The 17,721-nt window shown below is 70.3% G+C and carries 12 protein-coding genes; 9 read left to right on the top strand and 3 right to left on the bottom strand.

What is annotated here, in order from left to right; all coding sequences use genetic code 11:
- The first annotated feature begins 49 nt into the window (after positions 1-49).
- Positions 50-1,270 carry a cellulose binding domain-containing protein gene (locus OHQ87_RS25680; protein WP_328341952.1) on the top strand — a complete coding sequence of 407 codons (1,221 nt, stop codon included), beginning with the start codon at positions 50-52 and terminating at the stop codon, positions 1,268-1,270.
- 32 nt (positions 1,271-1,302) lie between these two features.
- On the opposite strand, the gene OHQ87_RS25675 is transcribed toward OHQ87_RS25680, so the two are convergent.
- Together OHQ87_RS25675 and OHQ87_RS25670 are read right to left on the bottom strand one after the other, a co-directional pair.
- Entirely contained in the window at positions 1,303-3,690 is a 2,388-nt protein-coding gene (locus OHQ87_RS25675) for a low temperature requirement protein A (RefSeq protein ID WP_328341950.1), read from the bottom strand.
- A gap of 260 nt (positions 3,691-3,950) precedes the next feature.
- Positions 3,951-5,318 carry a poly(ethylene terephthalate) hydrolase family protein gene (locus tag OHQ87_RS25670; RefSeq protein ID WP_328341948.1) on the bottom strand — a complete coding sequence of 456 codons (1,368 nt, stop codon included), beginning with the start codon at positions 5,316-5,318 and terminating at the stop codon, positions 3,951-3,953.
- Between the two features lie 223 nt (positions 5,319-5,541).
- Here OHQ87_RS25670 and OHQ87_RS25665 point away from each other — a divergent pair, with 223 nt between their 5' ends.
- Positions 5,542-6,240, top strand: coding sequence for a histidine phosphatase family protein (locus OHQ87_RS25665; protein ID WP_328341946.1), 699 nt, complete (start codon positions 5,542-5,544; stop codon positions 6,238-6,240).
- Between the two features lie 124 nt (positions 6,241-6,364).
- Here the strand turns inward: OHQ87_RS25665 and OHQ87_RS25660 are convergent, their stop codons facing one another.
- The gene (locus OHQ87_RS25660) at positions 6,365-7,423 is read right to left on the bottom strand and encodes a polysaccharide deacetylase family protein (protein WP_328341944.1); all 1,059 of its coding nucleotides are present in this window, start codon (positions 7,421-7,423) and stop codon (positions 6,365-6,367) included.
- A gap of 178 nt (positions 7,424-7,601) precedes the next feature.
- Here OHQ87_RS25660 and OHQ87_RS25655 point away from each other — a divergent pair, with 178 nt between their 5' ends.
- The 7 genes from OHQ87_RS25655 (at position 7,602) to OHQ87_RS25625 (ending at position 17,700) form a co-directional block, all read left to right on the top strand.
- Positions 7,602-8,471 carry an NAD(P)-dependent oxidoreductase gene (locus tag OHQ87_RS25655; protein WP_328341942.1) on the top strand — a complete coding sequence of 290 codons (870 nt, stop codon included), beginning with the start codon at positions 7,602-7,604 and terminating at the stop codon, positions 8,469-8,471.
- A gap of 156 nt (positions 8,472-8,627) precedes the next feature.
- Entirely contained in the window at positions 8,628-11,537 is a 2,910-nt protein-coding gene (locus OHQ87_RS25650) for a glycosyl hydrolase family 95 catalytic domain-containing protein (RefSeq protein ID WP_328341940.1), read from the top strand.
- A gap of 378 nt (positions 11,538-11,915) precedes the next feature.
- Complete coding sequence (locus OHQ87_RS25645; RefSeq protein ID WP_328341938.1) at positions 11,916-13,427, top strand: endo-1,4-beta-xylanase; 1,512 nt, start codon at positions 11,916-11,918, stop codon at positions 13,425-13,427.
- Positions 13,428-13,858: 431 nt separating this feature from the next.
- Positions 13,859-14,800, top strand: a complete 942-nt coding sequence (locus OHQ87_RS25640) for an ABC transporter ATP-binding protein (protein ID WP_328341937.1) — start codon at positions 13,859-13,861, stop codon at positions 14,798-14,800.
- A 2-nt stretch (positions 14,801-14,802) separates the two neighbouring features.
- On the top strand, positions 14,803-15,627 hold the full coding sequence (locus OHQ87_RS25635; protein ID WP_328341935.1) for an ABC transporter permease: 825 nt from the start codon (positions 14,803-14,805) through the stop codon (positions 15,625-15,627).
- Positions 15,624-16,463 (top strand): ABC transporter permease, encoded by an 840-nt coding sequence (locus OHQ87_RS25630; RefSeq protein WP_328341934.1) that lies wholly within the window; start codon positions 15,624-15,626, stop codon positions 16,461-16,463. Before OHQ87_RS25635 ends, OHQ87_RS25630 begins: the two co-directional genes overlap by 4 nt.
- 61 nt (positions 16,464-16,524) lie before the next feature.
- Positions 16,525-17,700: a hypothetical protein gene (locus tag OHQ87_RS25625; RefSeq protein ID WP_328341932.1), complete on the top strand. Its 1,176-nt coding sequence runs from the start codon at positions 16,525-16,527 to the stop codon at positions 17,698-17,700.
- The last annotated feature ends 21 nt before the right edge of the window (positions 17,701-17,721 follow it).

The raw sequence follows: 17,721 nt of genomic DNA, 5'->3' as shown, positions 1-17,721 counted from the left end.
CTGGTGCAGTTTGTTGACAAGCGTCGATGTGCTGTCGCACCGTTGACCCATGGCAGGCATGCGCTCGTCCTCCCTGCGCCGCCGCGTGCGGCCCGGCCTGCTGGCCGCCGTCGTCTCGTCGATCGCGATGCTCGGCGTCGGGCTGATCGCCGTACCGGCCGCCGGTGCCGGCACCGCGACGCCCGCCGGGCCGGTCGCCGGCAGCCACCCCGAGGTCGCCCCCATGCCCGCCGGTGCGGCGGATTCCCTCCCGGGAGCGGCTACGACACCCCCGTCCACGCCGACCCCGGCACCCACGACGCCGCCCAGCACGCCGGACACCTCGCCCTTCCCGCCGAGCGCGCCCACGAACGTCACCGCCAGCCAGGTCCGGGCGGGGTCGGTCACCCTCACCTGGACGGCCGCGACGCCCGGCTGCTGCGCCATCGCGGGCTACGACATCACCTACTACATGGCCTTCGACGACGTCGTCGTCGCGGCCAGCGTCGGGAACGTCACCACCACCACGATCAGCAACTACCTCCGCGCGGGCCGGCAGTACTCGTTCCGGGTCTCCGCCCGGGACGTCGTCGGCCACCGCTCCGCCTCGTCGGACACGGTGACCGTGGTGACCCCGGTGACCGACACCGGACCGGACACCACCCCACCGAGCGCTCCGCAGAACCTGACCCTGGGCGACGTGACCGACTCCACCGCCACGCTCTCCTGGTCACCGTCGACGGACGACGTCGGGGTGAGCGGCTACAACGTCTACCGCTTCGACGGCTGGTACACCTCGGTCCTGGTCGCCACGGTGCCGGCGACGACGTACACCGTCGCCCTCGCGCTGTCGACGCCGCTGCGCAACCTTTTCTACGTGCGGGCCCGCGACGCGGTGGGCAACGTGTCGATCGCCTCCAACACGGTCACCGCGCCGACGACGCCCACCCCGCCGACCACCCCGCCGCCGTCCACCTGCCGGGTGACCTACCAGAACCAGTCCGAGTGGCAGGGCGGGTTCGTCACCGCCGTGACGGTCCAGAACACCGCGACCGCTCCGGTCGACGGCTGGACGCTCACCTTCAGCTTCCGGGGCGACCAGCAGATCACCTCCGCCTGGAACGCCACGACCAGCCAGAGCGACGCCACGGTGACGGCCCGCAACGTCGACTGGAACCGCGTCCTCGCGGCGAACGGCTCCGCGAGCTTCGGCATCCAGGGAAGATGGACCGCCAGCAACGCGCCGCCGGCCAGCTTCGTGCTCAACGGCATCCCCTGCACCGTGGGCTGAGAGCGCACCGACGGGCCCGGTGGACCCCGGGGTCACGTCCGGGCCGGCCGCCGGGTACGCGGGTCGCCCTCCTGCACCGCCTCGACGACGGCGAAGACGACGCCGATGACGGTCAGCAGCACCAGTGAGACGACGGAGGGCAGCGCGACGGTCACCGGCGCCAGGACGGTCACCACGCCGGCGCCGATGAGCCGGTGACGGCTGACGGTCCGGAAGATCCGCAGCCAGAACATCTGGTTGCCGAGCAGGTACAACGCCACGCCGAGGAACAGCGTGTAGTGGCCCAGCAGGGCACTGTCGCGGTCCTGGGACGCGGCAAGGGTCTGGTGCAGGCCGTAGGCCACCAGGACGATGCCGGCCACCATCGGCAGGTGCAGATAGGTGTACGCGTCCCGCGCGGCGCGGACCTGACGGTCCCCCTCGTAGGCCGCGAGCGTGATCCGGGCAGCGTCGATGCCGGTGAAGTAGCTCCACCAGATGGTGCCGAGGGCGACGACGGACGCGACGACGACGACCAGGGTAGGGGCGGCGATCGGTTCCTCGTCGATGGCGACGCCGACGGAGAGGACCGCTTCGCCGAAGGCGATCAGGATGACCAGGGCGTGCCGGTCGGCCCAGTGCCGGACCAGCCTGATCCGCCACAGCCGCCCACCGGCCCGGTAACCGGCGACGTACTGCACGAGCAGCGCGGCCACCCAGAGCAGCGTCATGGCGGGGTGCCGGGTCACCGTGTCGGGGGCGGTCAACTCGACGACGGCGATCGCCAGCAGGATGACGATGGTCGCCCCCGTGGCGCCGAACCGGTTGCGGGTGCCCTGCAGCTCGGCGTTCTCCCGGACGATCTGCCGGAAGATCAACGCCTGCATGAGCTGGATGGCGATGTAACACCCGATGACCAGCAGCGGGCCGGGCAGGCTGCCGGGCAGGGGTTCGAAGGCCTGCGGGATCGCCAGCCCGATCAGCAGCACCGCCGTCATGATGCCTGCCGTGCTCAGTCGCACCACCGTGCTGTCGTGCCGGACCGCGTTGGCGAGCCAGGTGTACGACGTCCAGGCCCACCAGAGCAGGGCCAGCAGGATCATGCCCTGGGCGAGCCCGAGCAGGGTCGGGAAGCGGTTCATCACCGCGGTGACCTCGATGAAGGCGTACACGAACACGAGGTCGACGAAGAGTCCCCGGGGGTCGACCGCCCCGACGGGGATCTTGTCCGACTCGACCGACTCGTGGAGTTGCCGGTGCCGCTGCCGGAAGGCGGTGTTGTCCAGCACCACCATCGCGCAGGTGGCGACGACCAGCACCACCAGGGCCTGCACCTCGGAGATCCGACCGACCACCGTCAGTAGCGCCAGCAGCAGCCCCACCCCCGTCAGCGGACCCCGGCCCAGCAGCCGGACCGCCCGCCACTCCACCGCGACGAGCGCTCCCAGATAGAGCAGCACGCCGCCGTACAGGATGGTGGTGCCGGCTGAGGGCCACGGGTGCGCGCTCTCCGGGGTGGCGTGCGTGTTGAGATGCTTCAGTCCCAGCGCGAAGAAGATCAACCCGCCGATCATGGGCAGGTGCAGCCCGCTGTAGACGTCGCGCCCGACCCTGGTGCGGTCCTTCCCGGCGCTGGCGTGCAGCGCACGTTCGATGATCACCTTGGCCAGGTCGAAGTAGCTCCACCACAGCGCGAAGACCACGATGATGCCCAGCACGGCCCCGGCGGCCAACTGGGGGGTCACCGGGCGGTCCACCCCGAGCCCTTCGCTGGCACCGATCGAGATGATCGTCTCGCCGAGCGCGATGAGCACGATCAGGGCGTGCCGTTCGGCCAGATGCCACGGCGAGACGACCCGCCAGCCGCCCCTGCTGGCCACCACGAGGATGAGAGAGTCGATCAGGAGAGCGCACGCGAACAGCGCCACCTGCACCAGTGCGGCATCGACGGTCGCCGGCAGCAGGGGCGGCACCAGGGCGGAGGCGAGCAGCACCAGCCCGCCGGCGATGAAGATCAACCATGCGGCGACCGCCGACCGCCGTCCACCCTCGCCCCGGTGACGGACGAACGTGAGGATGACCATGGCGGTCGCCCGGATCAGCAGATACCCACAGATCAGCACCAGCGGGCCGGGCAGCCCGCCCTGCCGGTCGGTGAACGCCTCGGGTATCGCGACCCCGATCACCAGCAGGGCGGCGGCGATGCCGAGCATGATCGGGGGCATGACCCCCCGGTCGAGGTGCACCACGTTGCCGAGCCAGACACACGGCGTCCAGCAGTGCCAGATGAGCAGGATCACGAGCACGCCCTGGACCAGCCCGAGAGGGCTGAAGTGCTCGCCCATCAGCGTGGTGACGGCCAGGAACGCGAACACGAAGAGCAGATCGACGAAGAGTTCGACCCAGCTCACATCGCCGATGGCCCCGGGGTCACGGGCCACCAGACGCCGCCCCCCGGCCGTCGGGTGTGGCGCGGGATCATCCCTCCGCACCCGCTAAGCCTCGCAAACCGGACACAGCTTGTCCCGCCAACCTCGATTAGCAGTGCGAACGGCCGAATCTGAGAAGAAGTCACCAGCTGGCGTACGGCACCGTGCCGGGCCGTGCCCTCCCGTGCGGGAGGGCACGGCCCGGCACGGGCCCTGCGAAACGGTGGACGCACCCGGTGGGTCAGGGGCCTGTCCGCCGGGTCGGTCGGGAGTCAGGCGAGGGGCGTGAGGGTGAACCGCTGGTTGGTCTGACCGTGGCAGTCGTAGAGCTGGATCTGCGCCCCGTTGGCCGTGCTCCAGACGTCCAGGCACCGCCCGGACTGCACGCTGCTGATGGTGCCGTTGGCGTTGACGTTCCACTGCTGGTTGGTCTGGCTGTGGCAGCCGTAGATCTGGACCGCCGCGCCGTTGCCGGAACCCGCCGCGTCCAGACACATGTCGCCGTACACCCGTAGTTGCTTGGTCGAGGTGTAGGTCCAGGACTGGTTGGCCTGCCTGTTGCAGTCCCAGAGCTGCACCCGGGTGCCGTTGGCGCGGGAGGCGTTGGGCACGTCGAGGCACCGGCCGGACTGCGCGCCGACGACCAGGCTGGCGGTGCCGGGCGGGCCGGTGGTCGGCGGCGTGGTCGGGGTGCTCGTCGGCGTCGGCGGCGGGGTGTCCGACGGGGTCGGCGGCGGGGTGGTCGGCGTCGTGGGCAGCAGCGGGCACGTGCTGCGGTAGGTCACCACGCCGCTGTTGTCCGCCAGCGGGCAGAGGAACTGGCTGTAGCGGGCGTCGTTGTCGACGAACATCTTGAGGAACGGCAGCATGGTCCGGATCAGCACCGGGTTCGACCGGCCGACCATGAACCCGTGGTCGGCGCCCGCGACCTCCAGGTAGGCGCTCTCCGTCGTGGCCGGGATGCTGTTGTACAGACCGGTGGCGTAGGACGGGGTGACCACCGTGTCCGCCTGCCCGGAGAAGATCATCGTGGGCACCCGGTCGTTGGCCAGGTTGGACGACGGCGAGTACGGCGCGATGCCGACCACCGCCTTCAGCGACGCACGCCGGAGCGCCGCGCTCAGCGCTCCACCGCCACCCATGGAGTGACCGGAGACGGCCAGCCGGGTGGGGTCGACCCGGTCGCGCACCGGGCTCTGCTGGGTCAGGTAGTCAAGCGCGGCGAGCAACTGGGTGCCCCGGGCCGTGTCGAAGTCGTTGCGGCTGTTGGTCTCGATGCCGATCACGACGAAGCCGTGCGAGGCCAGCCACGGCCCCATCCAGGCCAGCTCGACGGAGAACAACGCGGTGTAACCCGGCGAGATCGCGATGGCGCCGAAGGTGCCCTGGCTGGTGTCGGTCGGGTAGTAGATCCTGCCGCCGTTGAATCCGTACCCGGTCGGGACGGCGACCGACGTGTTGGCGAACGGGCCGTTCACCGCCGCGACGCTGGCCCGGGTGGGGTCCGGGCCCCGCTGGTACGGGTTGTCGGCAGCCGACGCCGACCCCGTCGCCACCGTCATGGTGAACAACCCGACGACGGCGGCGGCGATCCCGGCCGTGGCGAGCTTGGCCAGCCGTCCCCGCAGGCCTGGGGACACCCGGTCCGCGTGGGTGTGTTCCAGGGGCGGGGGGTGGTATGCCTGTCCTCGCACTGTCGCTACCTCCTGTGGTGGGTGGTGGTACGGCTTACCAAGATCCTGTTAACGTTCACAGACATCGATGCGTTTCAGGCTGGCAGACATGTCCGGGTTTTTCAACCGGTAGTTTCGGACGTGTGACTCGATAGTTTCGGACGCAGCCCGGAGGGCCCGCGGATCACCCATGGACACCGTCGCAGAGTTGACAGTCGTTCGGCACGGGCAGAGCCTCGCCAACGTCGCCTTCGCCGAGGCCCACACCCGTGGCGTCGCCGCGCACGGCCTTACCGGGCGCGACGCCGACATCGACCTGTCCCCGCTGGGCCGGCGGCAGGCCACCCGGCTCGGCCACTGGCTCGCGGCGCAGCCCGCCGACCAGCTCCCGGAGCACGTCGTCTGCTCCCCCTACCTGCGGGCCCGCCAGACCTGGGCCCGGGTAGCGGACACCGCCGCCGCCCTCGGTGTCACCCACCCACCGGCCGACCTCGACGACCGGCTGGTCGACCGGGGCATGGGTGACCTGGAGCTCCTGACGCCCCTCATGATCGCCGAGCGCTTCCCCACCGAGGCGGCCCGGCTCGCCGCCGACGGCCTCTACGCCTACCGGCCACCGGACGGGGAGACGTTCGACGACGTCGTCGCCCGCGTCCGTGCCGCCCTGGCCGACCTCGGCAGCCGCCACGCCGGCCGCCGGGTGTGGGTGGTGGCCCACGACGCCGTGGTCGTCGCCGTGCGTCACCTCCTCGACGGACTGTCGTTCACCGACCTCGACGCGATCCTCGCCACCACCCCGATCGCCAACACTTCACTGACCCGCTACGCCCATGCCCGCGGTCGTCTCCAGCTCGTCGAGTTCGCCGCCACCCCCCACCTGCCCGGATAGCACCACCGCCGGCCGGCCCTCCCCGGATGCGACGGATCCTGCATCCGGGGAGGGTCGGCCGGCGAGGTGGGATTGACGGCCCCTCACCCGAGCCGTACCGGTGGCCTCGGCGGGCCACCCGCGATCAGCCCGTGGTGCAGGACCGGATCTGCGGTCTGGCGCCGCTGTTGCCGTTCATCATCGTGGTGAAGCCGAAGGTGTTGCCACTGCCGTTGGACCGCATCGTCATCACGTTGCCGGTGCCGTCCCAGCTGGGGGCGCCGTTCCAGGTGGTGGTGATCTTCTGCGGCGCGGTCACCGCCACGACCACCGTCCAGTTGCCGGCCCCCTGGACCGTCACCGACGTGTTGTACCTGTCGCCCCAGACGTTGGGGTACGTCGCCGTCGCGGTGCAGCCCCCGCTGGGCGGCGGGGTGGTCGGGTTGCCGGGCGGGGTGGTCGGAGTGCCGGTGGTCGGCGGGGTGCCGTCCGGGGCCACCGCCCGGCCGGTGCTCGGCGAGATCATCCCCGGGCAGAGGTTGCGGCTGTTCAGGTTGGCCACGATCTGCGGGATCGCGTCACGGGTGTTCTGGATGCCGTCGTGCATCAGGATCACCTGGCCGGCCTGGAGCCGGCCGGCGTTGGAGACGATCTGGCCGACGCTGGCACCGTTCCAGTCCTGGGAGTCGACGTCCCAGATCACCTGTCGCAGGCCGAGCGACGAGGCGACCGACTGGAGGGTCGAGTTGGTCTCCCCGTAGGGCGGGCGGAACAGCTGCGGCCGGACACCGGTGGCCGCCTGGATCGCCGAGTTGGTCTGGGAGAGGTCCGACTGCATCTGGCTCTGACCCATCGAGGTCATGTGCGCGTGGTTCCAGCTGTGGTTGCCGACCCACATGCCGGCGTCGACCTGGGCCCGCGCGGCGGCCTGGTTGCCCTGCACGTTCTGCCCGACGTTGAACATGGTGGCCCGGACGTTGTTTGCGCGCAGCACGGACAGCAGTGCGCCGGTGCTGCCGGTCGGACCGTCGTCGAAGGTGAGGCCGACGTAGCCGTTGCAGGCGGCGGCGCTGGACGGGGTCGCGGCGACCGCGAGACCGACGGCACCCAGCGCCACGGTGGTGACGAGCGCGGCCAACCGGACGGTGCGGCGCGATGCTCGGGGGACGGACGGGCGGCGGGAGCCACCGATACTGGCGATCATGCGCAGGTCCTCCTGAGAACTGGGACACACCTGACGAGGCGGATATCTATTGAGATGCGTTGATGTCACTGTGCTCGGAGTATTGCAGCGGCATTTCGAAAGTGTCAACGAGTTTCGGAAAACTTTCGAGATGCCGTGTCGAGGATGCCGCCACCCCGCCGTCGGTAAGGATGGGTCCATGACCGATGAACCGACCGTGGGTGTTCTGGGCGCGGGCATCATGGGCGCCGCCATGGCCCGCAATCTCGTCCGGGCGGGCCATGCCGTACGCGTGTGGAACCGCTCGCCGGACAAGGCGGCGGGGACCGGTGCGACAGTGGCGGCCTCCCCGTCCGACGCGGTACGCGACGCCGACGTGATCATCACGATGCTGTACGACGGCGGGACCGTCCGCGACGTGATCAGGCAGGCGACGCCCGGGTTGAAGGCGGGTGCGCTCTGGCTCCAGACGACCACCGCGAGCCTGGCCGACGTGGCCGGGCTGGCCGGGGTCGCCGCCGAACACGGGGTGGCCTTCTACGACGCGCCGGTGCTCGGCACCCGGGAGCCCGCCGAGGCCGGTCGACTGACAGTGCTCGCCGCCGGGCCGGCCTCCGGTCGGGAGCGGCTCGCCCCGGTGCTCGACGCGATCGCGGCCCGGGTGGTGTGGCTGGGCGAGGACGGCGCGCGGGGGGACAGCACCCGGTTGAAGCTGGTGGCTAACGGCTGGGTGCTCACGGTGACGCACGGCGCGGCCGAGCTGCTCGCATTGGCCGGGGCGCTCGGCGTCGACCCGGACCGCTTCTTCGAGGTGATCAAGGACGGCCCGCTCGACCTGGGTTACCTGCACACCAAGACCGACCTCGTGCGGCAGGGCCGGCTGTCACCGGCGAGCTTCGCGGTGGGGACCGCCGAGAAGGACGCCCGGTTGATCGTCGCCGCGGGCCTGGACCACGGCGTACGCCTCGACGTCGTGGCCGCCGGCGCCGAACGGTTCCGGCGCGCGGCCGAGCAGGGACACGGCGACGAGGACATGGCGGCGTCCTACTACGCCAGCTTCACCCCGTGACCCCCACCGGTCGGCACCCTCGGCCCGCGGGCCTGCGCACACGCCCCACAACACATTGACACATATCGACAAAACTTCTTAGGATGGCGGCGAATTGAGTCGATAGTCATCGATGAAATCCGGGTCGGGTTTCCTGGCAGACAGCGGGTTCGACGCGTGGGTCTTTCCGAACATCCCATCAGGCGCAGGCAACTGCTCGCGGGCGCGGGGCTGTCGGCCGGCGCTGCCGCGCTGTCCGGTGGGTTGCTGCCCGCACGGGCGGACGCGGCCGTCCCGGCGCAGGTCACGCTGCCCGAGCGGGGGATCCACGACACGGCGGCGGCGACCGCGTGGACCGATGGTTTCCTGACCGGCAACGGTGAGTACGGTGCGGTGCTCCACGGAACGCCGACACTGGAGAAGGTGATCTTCAACCACCACCGGTTCGTGTTGCCGAACGGCTCCCGCGGCGTGCTGCCGCCGGTGACCTCCGGACAGCTCTCCCGCGCCCGGGACCAGGCCATGTCCGGAAACTACAGCGGGGCCACGGCGACCTTCGTCAACGGCTGGGCGCTGCGCTGGACGCAGACCTACCACCCCGGCCACGAGCTACAGATCAGCACGCCGGCGATGACGACGGCAAACGACTACGCCCGGATCACCGACTTCCGCACCGGCGAGGTCAGCCACGCCTGGACCGACGGTTCGGGGACCTGGCTACGCCGCGCCTTCGTCTCGCGCGCCGACCGGGTCGTCGTCCACGAACTGCTGCCGGCCGCCGGGCAGACGCTGGACGCGACCCTGCGCGTCAACACCGGGTTGGACGGCGTACCGGGCAACGTCGGTTACACGGTCTCCGCGACGCTGGCCGGTGGTTCCGGGTACCTGGACGTGCGCGGCACCTATCCGTCCGGCGGCGCGTACGGGTTCGAAGGGGTCACCCGCGTCGTGGCCGACGGTGGCCAGGCGTCGATCACGGTGAGCGGTTCGGCGCTCGTGGTGTCCCGGGCCACCAGGATCCTGCTGCTGACCAAGCTCGACCGGTACGAGACGGCCGGTGGTTGGAGCGGGCAGCCGTTGCAGGCCGCACTGGCCGCGCTGACCGTCGACTACGCCACCCTGCTCGGCCGGCACGCCCCGCAGCACCAGGCGATGTACGACCGCTCCGGTATCGACCTGGGCGTCTCCGCCGCCGACCGGCAACTGTCCACCAGTCAACTGGTCGCCCGCCAGAAGGCCAACCCCTCCGTCGTCGACATCGCCCTGTTGGAGCGGCTGTACGACTCGGGCCGGTACCTCTTCGTCAGCTCCAGCGGGATCCTGCCGCCGCGCCTCACCGGGATCTGGACCGGCACCTGGACCGGAGCCTGGGCCGACGACTTCACCACCGACGCCAACATCAACCTCCAGGTCGCGGGCGGGAACATCCTCGACCTGGGTGACGCGATGCAGGGGTACCGCACCCTGGTCCTCGGGCAGCTCGCCCACTGGCGGGAGAACGCCCGCCGGCTCTACGGAGCGCGCGGCTTCCTGGCCCCGAGCCGCACCGACGGCGAGTACGGCTACATGCTGCACTTCGACACGGGCTTCCCCGGGCAATGCTGGACGGGCGGTGCGGACTGGCTGCTCTACCCGCTGCTGGAGTACTACCAGACCACCGGGGACGCGGCCTTCCTGCGTGACCAGCTCGGCCCCGCCCTGATCGAGCTGGCCCTCTTCTACGAGGACTTCCTCACCCGTACCGACTCGGCCGGCAAGGTGGTCTTCGTCCCGTCCTTCTCGATGGAGAACCGGCCGGCCAGCACCGGTCAGCTCCTCGCGATCAACGCGACAGGCGACATCATGGCCGGTCGACACGCGTTGACGGCCGCCATCGACGCGGCCAACACGCTCGGCGTCGAGCAGGGCAACGGGCAGGGCGTGCAACGCTGGACCGCGCTGCTGGCCAGGCTCCCCGGCTACACCGTCAACGGCGACGGCGCGCTTGCCGAATGGTCCTGGCCCGGCCTGACCGACAACTACAACCACCGGCACGTGCACCACCTGTACGGCGCCTGGCCGTTGCACGAGATCAACCCGGAGCAACGGCCCGACCTCGTCCGCACCGCCCGCCGGGCACTGGACCTGCGCGGTGACGAGAACCTCTCGGCCCACGGCAGCCTGCACCGCGCCCTGGCCCGGGCCCGCCTCAAGGACGGCCCCGGCGTGTACGGCAACCTGCTGAAGATCCTCGGCCGGAACATGGTGTTCCGGTCCCTGATGACCTCCCACAACCCGAACCTGGACATCTACAACGCCGACGCCGCCAACGCCATCCCCGCAGTACTCGCCGAGGCGCTGGTCTACACCCGGCCGGGTGTCCTGGAACTGTTGCCCGCGCTACCCGACCAACTCCCCCGGGGCACCATCACGGGGGTACGCGGCCGCAACCGCATCCACGTCCAGCGGCTCAGCTGGGACACCGGCAGCCGTACCACCACCGTCACCCTGACCTCGGCGATCACCCAGGACATCAGCCTGATCTGCCGACGGGGCATCGCCACCGTCACGACCACCCCCGGTATCACGGTGACCTCCTCCACCCTCGGCGACCACGCCCGGGTCGTCACGCTGCCCGCCGGTACCACTGTCCAGCTCACCCTGGGCCTCACCGCGACCGCCCCGGCTGCCAGCTACCGGCTGGTCAACCGCAACAGCGGCAAGGTGCTCGACGTCAACGGCGCGTCCACCGCCGACGGCGCACGGGTCATCCAGTGGACCTGGACCGGCGCCGCCAACCAACGGTGGTCGTTGGAACCCAACCCCGACGGTTCCTACCGGCTGCGCAGCGCCCACAGCGGCAAGGTGCTCGGCAGCCCCGGCGGCTCCGCCCAGGGCGCGGCACTGGAGCAGTCGACCGATGCCAACAGCGACAACCAGTGGTGGAGGCTCGTGCCCGCCGGCAGCAGCGGTTACCACCGGCTGGTCAACGTCCGCACCGGTTGGTGTGCCGACGTGTCCGGCGGGTCGACCGCCGACGGGGCGAACGTCATCCAGTGGCCGACCGGCACCGGGGCCAACCAGGAGTGGCAACTCGTCGCCCTGTAGACCGGTGCGGGGCGGACCCGGTCCTCTGCGCAGGGTCCCGCTCGCGGCGACCTGAGCGGCCGGGCAGTCGGTCGGCTCCCCTACCGCTCCGACCACCCTCCGGGTGACACCGGTCGCGCCCTGTTGATCGAGGACCGGGCGGCGCGCGGGTAGACCCGAAGTCGCGTTGCTGATCGATGCAACTCGATATATTGTGCGAGGGAACGCTGCACCCTGCCCGCTTCCGAAGGGCTAGGCGCCAGGCAGCACAGGACTCGACCTCGGCGGCGCGCAGGTGGCAAGCAATGCATGGGACCCCGGGTTCCGGGGCGGCCCGTCCCACCGGGGCGGCCCTCCACGGCACCGCTTCCCGCCAGAGATCGAGGAGGAAACGCATACATGAACGACGTACCCACACCACCGAAACGCCGTACCCGCCGCCGCGCCCGGCTGCTCGTCGGCGGCATCTGCGCCCTGCTGGTCACCGCGTCCTCGGTGACCATGACGACATTCGCCCACGCCGATCTCAACGGCCCGCCGGGGACCACCCTGAAGGCTGCCGCCGAGCGGAGCGGCAGGTACTTCGGCGCCGCCATGGGGGCGGACCGGCTCAACGACTCGGGCTTCCTGAACATCGCGAGCCGCGAGTTCGACATGATGACGGCCGTCAACGAGATGAAGCCCGACGCGACCGAGCCCAACCCCGGCCAGTTCGAATTCCGTAACGGCGACGCCATCTACAACTGGGCCACCCAGCGCGGCATGCGGTTCCGGGGCCACACCCTGGCCTGGCACGCCCAGCAGCCGAGGTTCTGGGGAAGCCTCAGCGGCAGCGCCCTGCGGTCCGCGATGATCAGCCACATCAACGGCGTGATGGCCCACTACAAGGGCAAGTTCGCCTACTGGGACGTGGTGAACGAAGCCTTCGCCGAGAACGGCAGCCGACGCTCGTCGAACCTCCAGTCCACCGGCAACGACTGGATCGAGGTGGCGTTCCGGACCGCGCGGGCCGCCGACCCGTCGGTGAAGCTCTGCTACAACGACTACAACATCGAGAACTGGTCGTACGGCAAGACGCAGGGCGTCTACAACATGATCAAGGACTTCAAGGCCCGTGGTGTCCCGGTCGACTGCGTCGGTCTCCAGACCCACTTCACCGGTGGTAGCTCGCTGCCCGGCAACTTCCAGCAGACGCTGTCGAGTTTCGCCGCCCTCGGGGTGGACGTGGCGTTGACCGAGGCCGACGTCACCAACGCCTCGACCAGCCAGTACCAGGGCCTGACCCAGGCCTGCATGAACGTCCCCCGCTGCGTCGGCATCACCACCTGGGGCATCCGGGACAGCGACTCCTGGCGGGGCAACGAGAACCCGTTGCTGTTCGACCGCAACAGCAACCCCAAGCCGGCGTACACCTCCGTGCTCAACGCCCTCAACGCCGCCTCCACCTCGGTGCCGGGGACGACCACGCCGCCGACCACCGCGCCACCCACCACCGCACCGCCGACCACCGCGCCACCCACCACCGCGCCACCCACCACCGCACCGCCGACCACCGCACCGCCCACCACGGCACCGCCGACCACCGCGCCACCGACCACCGCGCCGTCGGGTGCCTGCACCGCGACGTACCGTCTGGTCAACAGCTGGGCCGGTGGATTCCAGGGGGAGGTCACCGTGGCCAACAACGGCTCCGCCACCCTCAGCGGTTGGACGGTGCGGCTGACGCTCGCCGGCGGGCAGACCGTCGCCAACGTCTGGAACGGCGTCAACACCGGCACCACCGGCACGATCAGCGTCCGCAACGCCGACTACAACGGCACCCTGGGCGCGAACGCCTCGACCACCTTCGGCTTCCTGGCCAACGGGAGCAGCAGCGCGGCGCCCGGAAACATCTCGTGCACCAGTCCCTGACCGACGAGACGGTCACGCCCCTGACGCCGGCCGCCCCACGGGACAGCGGCCGGAGACCGCTCGGCTGAGCGCCGGGACGTCGAGGAACAGCCACGGTGGCCATCGCCGGCACCGTGGCTGTTCCCGTCCGCCACCCCCGCGCCGACGCCATCGACGGAGCTCAGCACCCCCTCGGGAGCTGCTCACCGAGCCCTCCGTCCATTTATGATCTTGCTTGCGAGCAGGGAGAACGCTGTAGTAGCGTGGCGACGCCGACCACTGGGGGGTGACGAACATCGGTAGGCAGAGCCATGGGGCGTGGGCGTGCCCTCGACATTCGCAATTCCGACACGTCGACACCTGGACAGGACGCCGACCGGAAGCCGATCTGCCCTGCTGAACAGGTCCACTGTTGGTCACGGAGCGATGGATCCGAGGATGTTCCCCACACCATGATTGATGCTGCTCTTCCGACGTCACCGGTCGTGTCGGCGAAGGCTCTCCAGAAACGCTTCGGGGACTTCGAGGCCGTCCGCGGCATCGATTTCGAGGTCCAGCGCGGCGAGGTGTTCGGATTTCTCGGACCCAACGGCGCGGGGAAGTCCTCGACGATGCGCATGATCTCCTGCATCTCCCCCCGATCCAGCGGTGAGCTGCGGATCCTCGACATGGACCCGCACGCCCAGGGGCCGCACATCCGCGCCCGGATCGGCGTCGTGCCCCAGCAGGACAATCTCGACAACGAGCTCACCGTCCGGGAGAACCTCCTCGTCTACGGGCGCTACTTCGGGCTGTCCCGGGCGCACGTGGCGGAGAAGGCCGCCGAGTTGATGGAGTTCGCCCGGCTCTCCGACCGGGCCAACGACCATGTGGAGCCGTTGTCCGGCGGCATGAAGCGCCGGCTCACCATCGCCCGGGCGCTTGTCAACGACCCCGAACTGGTCCTGTTGGACGAACCCACCACGGGCCTCGACCCGCAGGCCCGCCACCTGCTCTGGGAGCGGCTCTACCAGCTCAAGCAGGCCGGCGTCACCCTCATCATCACCACCCACTACATGGACGAGGCGGAGCAGCTCTGCGACCGCTTGGTGGTCATGGACGGTGGTCGTATCGTGGCGGAGGGCTCCCCGGCGGACCTCATCGCCCGGTACTCGAGCCGCGAGGTGCTCGAACTCCGTTTCCCCGTCGACCGACCGATGGAACGGACTGCCCTCGAAGGTCTCGCCGAGCGGGTGGAGGCGCTGCCCGACCGTTTCCTGTTGTATTCCGACAGCGGCGAGCACCTCCTCGATCGGGTCTCCGCCGCCGGCATGCATCCCGTCTCCAGCCTCGTCCGGCGCAGTTCCCTGGAGGACGTCTTCCTCAGGTTGACCGGCCGAAAGCTGGTGGACTGACGATGACGGGGACCACGGTGGCCACCGCACCGAAGGCCACCGGCCGGGTGGTCGGTGTCTGGCGGGCGGCCACGCTCCGGGTCGAGGCCTGCTGGCGGTGGTACCGGCGCAGCTGGCGTACCACGTTGCAGGCCTCCGCGCTGCAACCGTTGCTGTTCCTCGGCGCGATGGGGCTCTGCTTCGGCTCGCAGGTGCAGCCCGGCCCGGCGACCGGCGGTTACCTCTACGTGCAGTACATCGCGCCGGCACTCATGGTGAGCACCGTCCTCACCACGGCAGTCGCCGAGGCAGGCAAGCCGGTCCTGTCGAGTTTCCAGTGGCAGCGGGACTTCATCGCGGTGACCGCCACCCCGGTGACCCCGGGCCAGCTCCTCGCCGGGCAACTGCTGTGGATCACGCTCCGGCTGCTCATCGGGGCCGTCGTCTTCCTGCTGATCGGGATCCTCCTCGGCGGCTGGGTCGACGGGTGGGCCGTACTCGCGGTGCCGGTCGCCGTCCTCACCGGTGCGGCCTGCGCGGCGCCGGTCGCCGCCTACGCCGCGACGGTGCGCGGGGACGGGCACGGCCTGGTCGCCATCAACCGGTTCGTCGTGCTGCCGATGACCCTGTTCGCCGGCACGTTCTTCCCGATCTCGGCGCTGCCCCTCGCGGTACGGCCGATCGCCTGGATCTCCCCGCTGTGGCACGGCAACGAACTGGCGCGCGGCCTGACGCTGGGCGGCCTGTCGGCACCGGCTGCCGTCCTGCACGTCGCGTACCTCGTCGTGCTGCTCACGGTGGGTGCCGTCGCGGCGCGACGCCAGTTCTACCGGCGGCTGGTCGTATGACGACCACCCAGACCCGCCCGGGAATCCCGCACCAGCGGCGCGGCGTACTGCGGCGGATACTGCCGGTCGACGAGTACGCCGGTCTCGCCCGGGTCATCGTCGAGCGCTCGGCCCGGCTCTATCTGCGGGCCTGGGCGGTGCTGATCTCCGGTGTCGTCGAGCCGCTGTTCTACCTGCTCGCGGTCACTGTGGGTTTCCGCTCGCTGGTGCCGGACGTGACGCTGGCCGACGGCAGCACGGTGCCCTACGTGGACTTCGTCGCTCCCGCGCTGCTGGCGGCCTCCGCCATGAACGGGGCGATCTCGGAGACGATGAGCATCTACTTCAAGCTGCGCTACGACAAGCTGTACGAGGCGATGCTCACCACCCCGGTCGGCCCGCTCGACATCGTCCTCGGTGAGGTCGGCTGGGCGGTCCTGCGCGGCGGGTTCTACGGCACCGTCTTCCTCGGTGTGCTCACCGCCATGGGTCTGGTCTCGACACCCTGGGCCGTCGTGTTGGTCCCGGTGGGGTTGCTGGTCTCCTTCGCCTTCGCCGCCGTCGGCATGGCCTGGGCCACCACGCTGCGTTCCCAGGCCCAACTGGACTACGTGACCCTGGCCTCGACCGCGATGTTCCTCTTCTCGACCACCTTCTTCCCGCTGTCCAGCTATCCGGCGCCGTTGCAGTGGCTGGTGCAGTTGTCGCCGCTCTACCATGGCGTCGAGCTGGCCCGGATGTTCTTCCTCGGTGCACCCGTGCCGAGCGCGCTGCTGCACGTGGCGTATCTCGTCGTCCTGGCCGTGGGCGGACTGTCCGTGGCCCGTGCGCGCCTCAGGAGCATGTTCCTGGGCTGACGCCGACCCGGCACCGCATCGGTGTGCTCCCCGCCGCGACCCTCAAGCGAAGGGATGATCGATGAAGTTGCACGTCCAACGCCTCCAGGACGCTTTCCGCCGCATGGTCGTCGACACCGGCGAGTGCTGGGCACCCGGCCTGCCCGGTGACCACCTGACCGCGCAGGTGCGGGCGTTCACCACCGCCACCGACGAGCACGCCCGGCGGGACTCCCTCGTCGAGATCGTCGCCATCGCCCTCTGCCTGGCGAACCAGTACGGTTGCGTGCTCCAACACGCGCTCACCAGCACGTCGGGAAGCGCCGACCTGGCGGACGCGATCGCCCCGACGGCCGGACCGCACCCGCCCGCCGACCTTCCCGACCGGCTCCGGCAACCGGCGCAGACTGTCGTGCGGGCGCTGGCCTACTACCGCTCCGACGTGTCGCCCGGCACCCGGCCGGACGTCACCGGGCTGCACCCTGTCCTGCCGGAACTGATCCTCGCGGCCTGCGCCGGTTTCGACTCCGCCGACGACCTGGCCGACCGGCTCACGGCCCGGCTGCGGGCGGCGCGGCGCCCGACCGGGGACGTCGACGTGGAGTTCGACCCGTCCTGCGCCGAGTCGGTTCGGCTCATCCGTCCCGTGCAGGACCAGACGTACTGTCCGTTCGCCCAGAAGTCGTTCCTGTGGGGTCCGCCGGCGTACGACCGGACGCTGTCGTTCGCGCAGAACATGGACGCCGCCGTGCCCTGGGTACGCCGCTTCGTCCGGGTCCTGGACGGGGACGTCCTCGACGGCTTCGTCTTCGCCTTCCCGACCGACGTCTTCGGCGAGTCCCTCGACGACCTCGGCCGGCTGTTCCGCGCGTTCGTCGACCACCTCATCCGTACGCTGACCAGCGCGGCACCGGCGGGCCTGGACGTGGCCACGGTCACCGATCCGAAGTGGTACCTCGTGCTGGAGGGTGAGGAGTGCTTCGTCAGCGTCTTCGCGCCCTGCTACCCGCACGACCACTCCCGCTACCTGCACGGCGCGCAGGGATGGCTGCTGTTCATGTTGCAACCGGAGAAGGCCATCCTGCGGCAGCTCACGGTGGCCGACTACGGCGCCCGCTCCGCCGCGATCCGTGAGCGCTTCCGGGACGCGTTCCAGCCGTACCAGCTGGCCGACCGGGAGATCGACCGCTTCCTCCTCCCGTTGCGTGCCGGCGACCCGCCGGTGCGGTGGTACGAAGCGCCCATCGACATCCCATGAGCGATCACCGAGCGCTGGTAC

Origin of the sequence: Micromonospora sp. NBC_00421 (assembly GCF_036017915.1) — a bacterium.
Lineage (GTDB): Bacteria > Actinomycetota > Actinomycetes > Mycobacteriales > Micromonosporaceae > Micromonospora.
The sequence above is the reverse complement of the archived record's forward strand: the minus strand, read 5'-3'. Positions and strand labels throughout refer to the sequence as shown.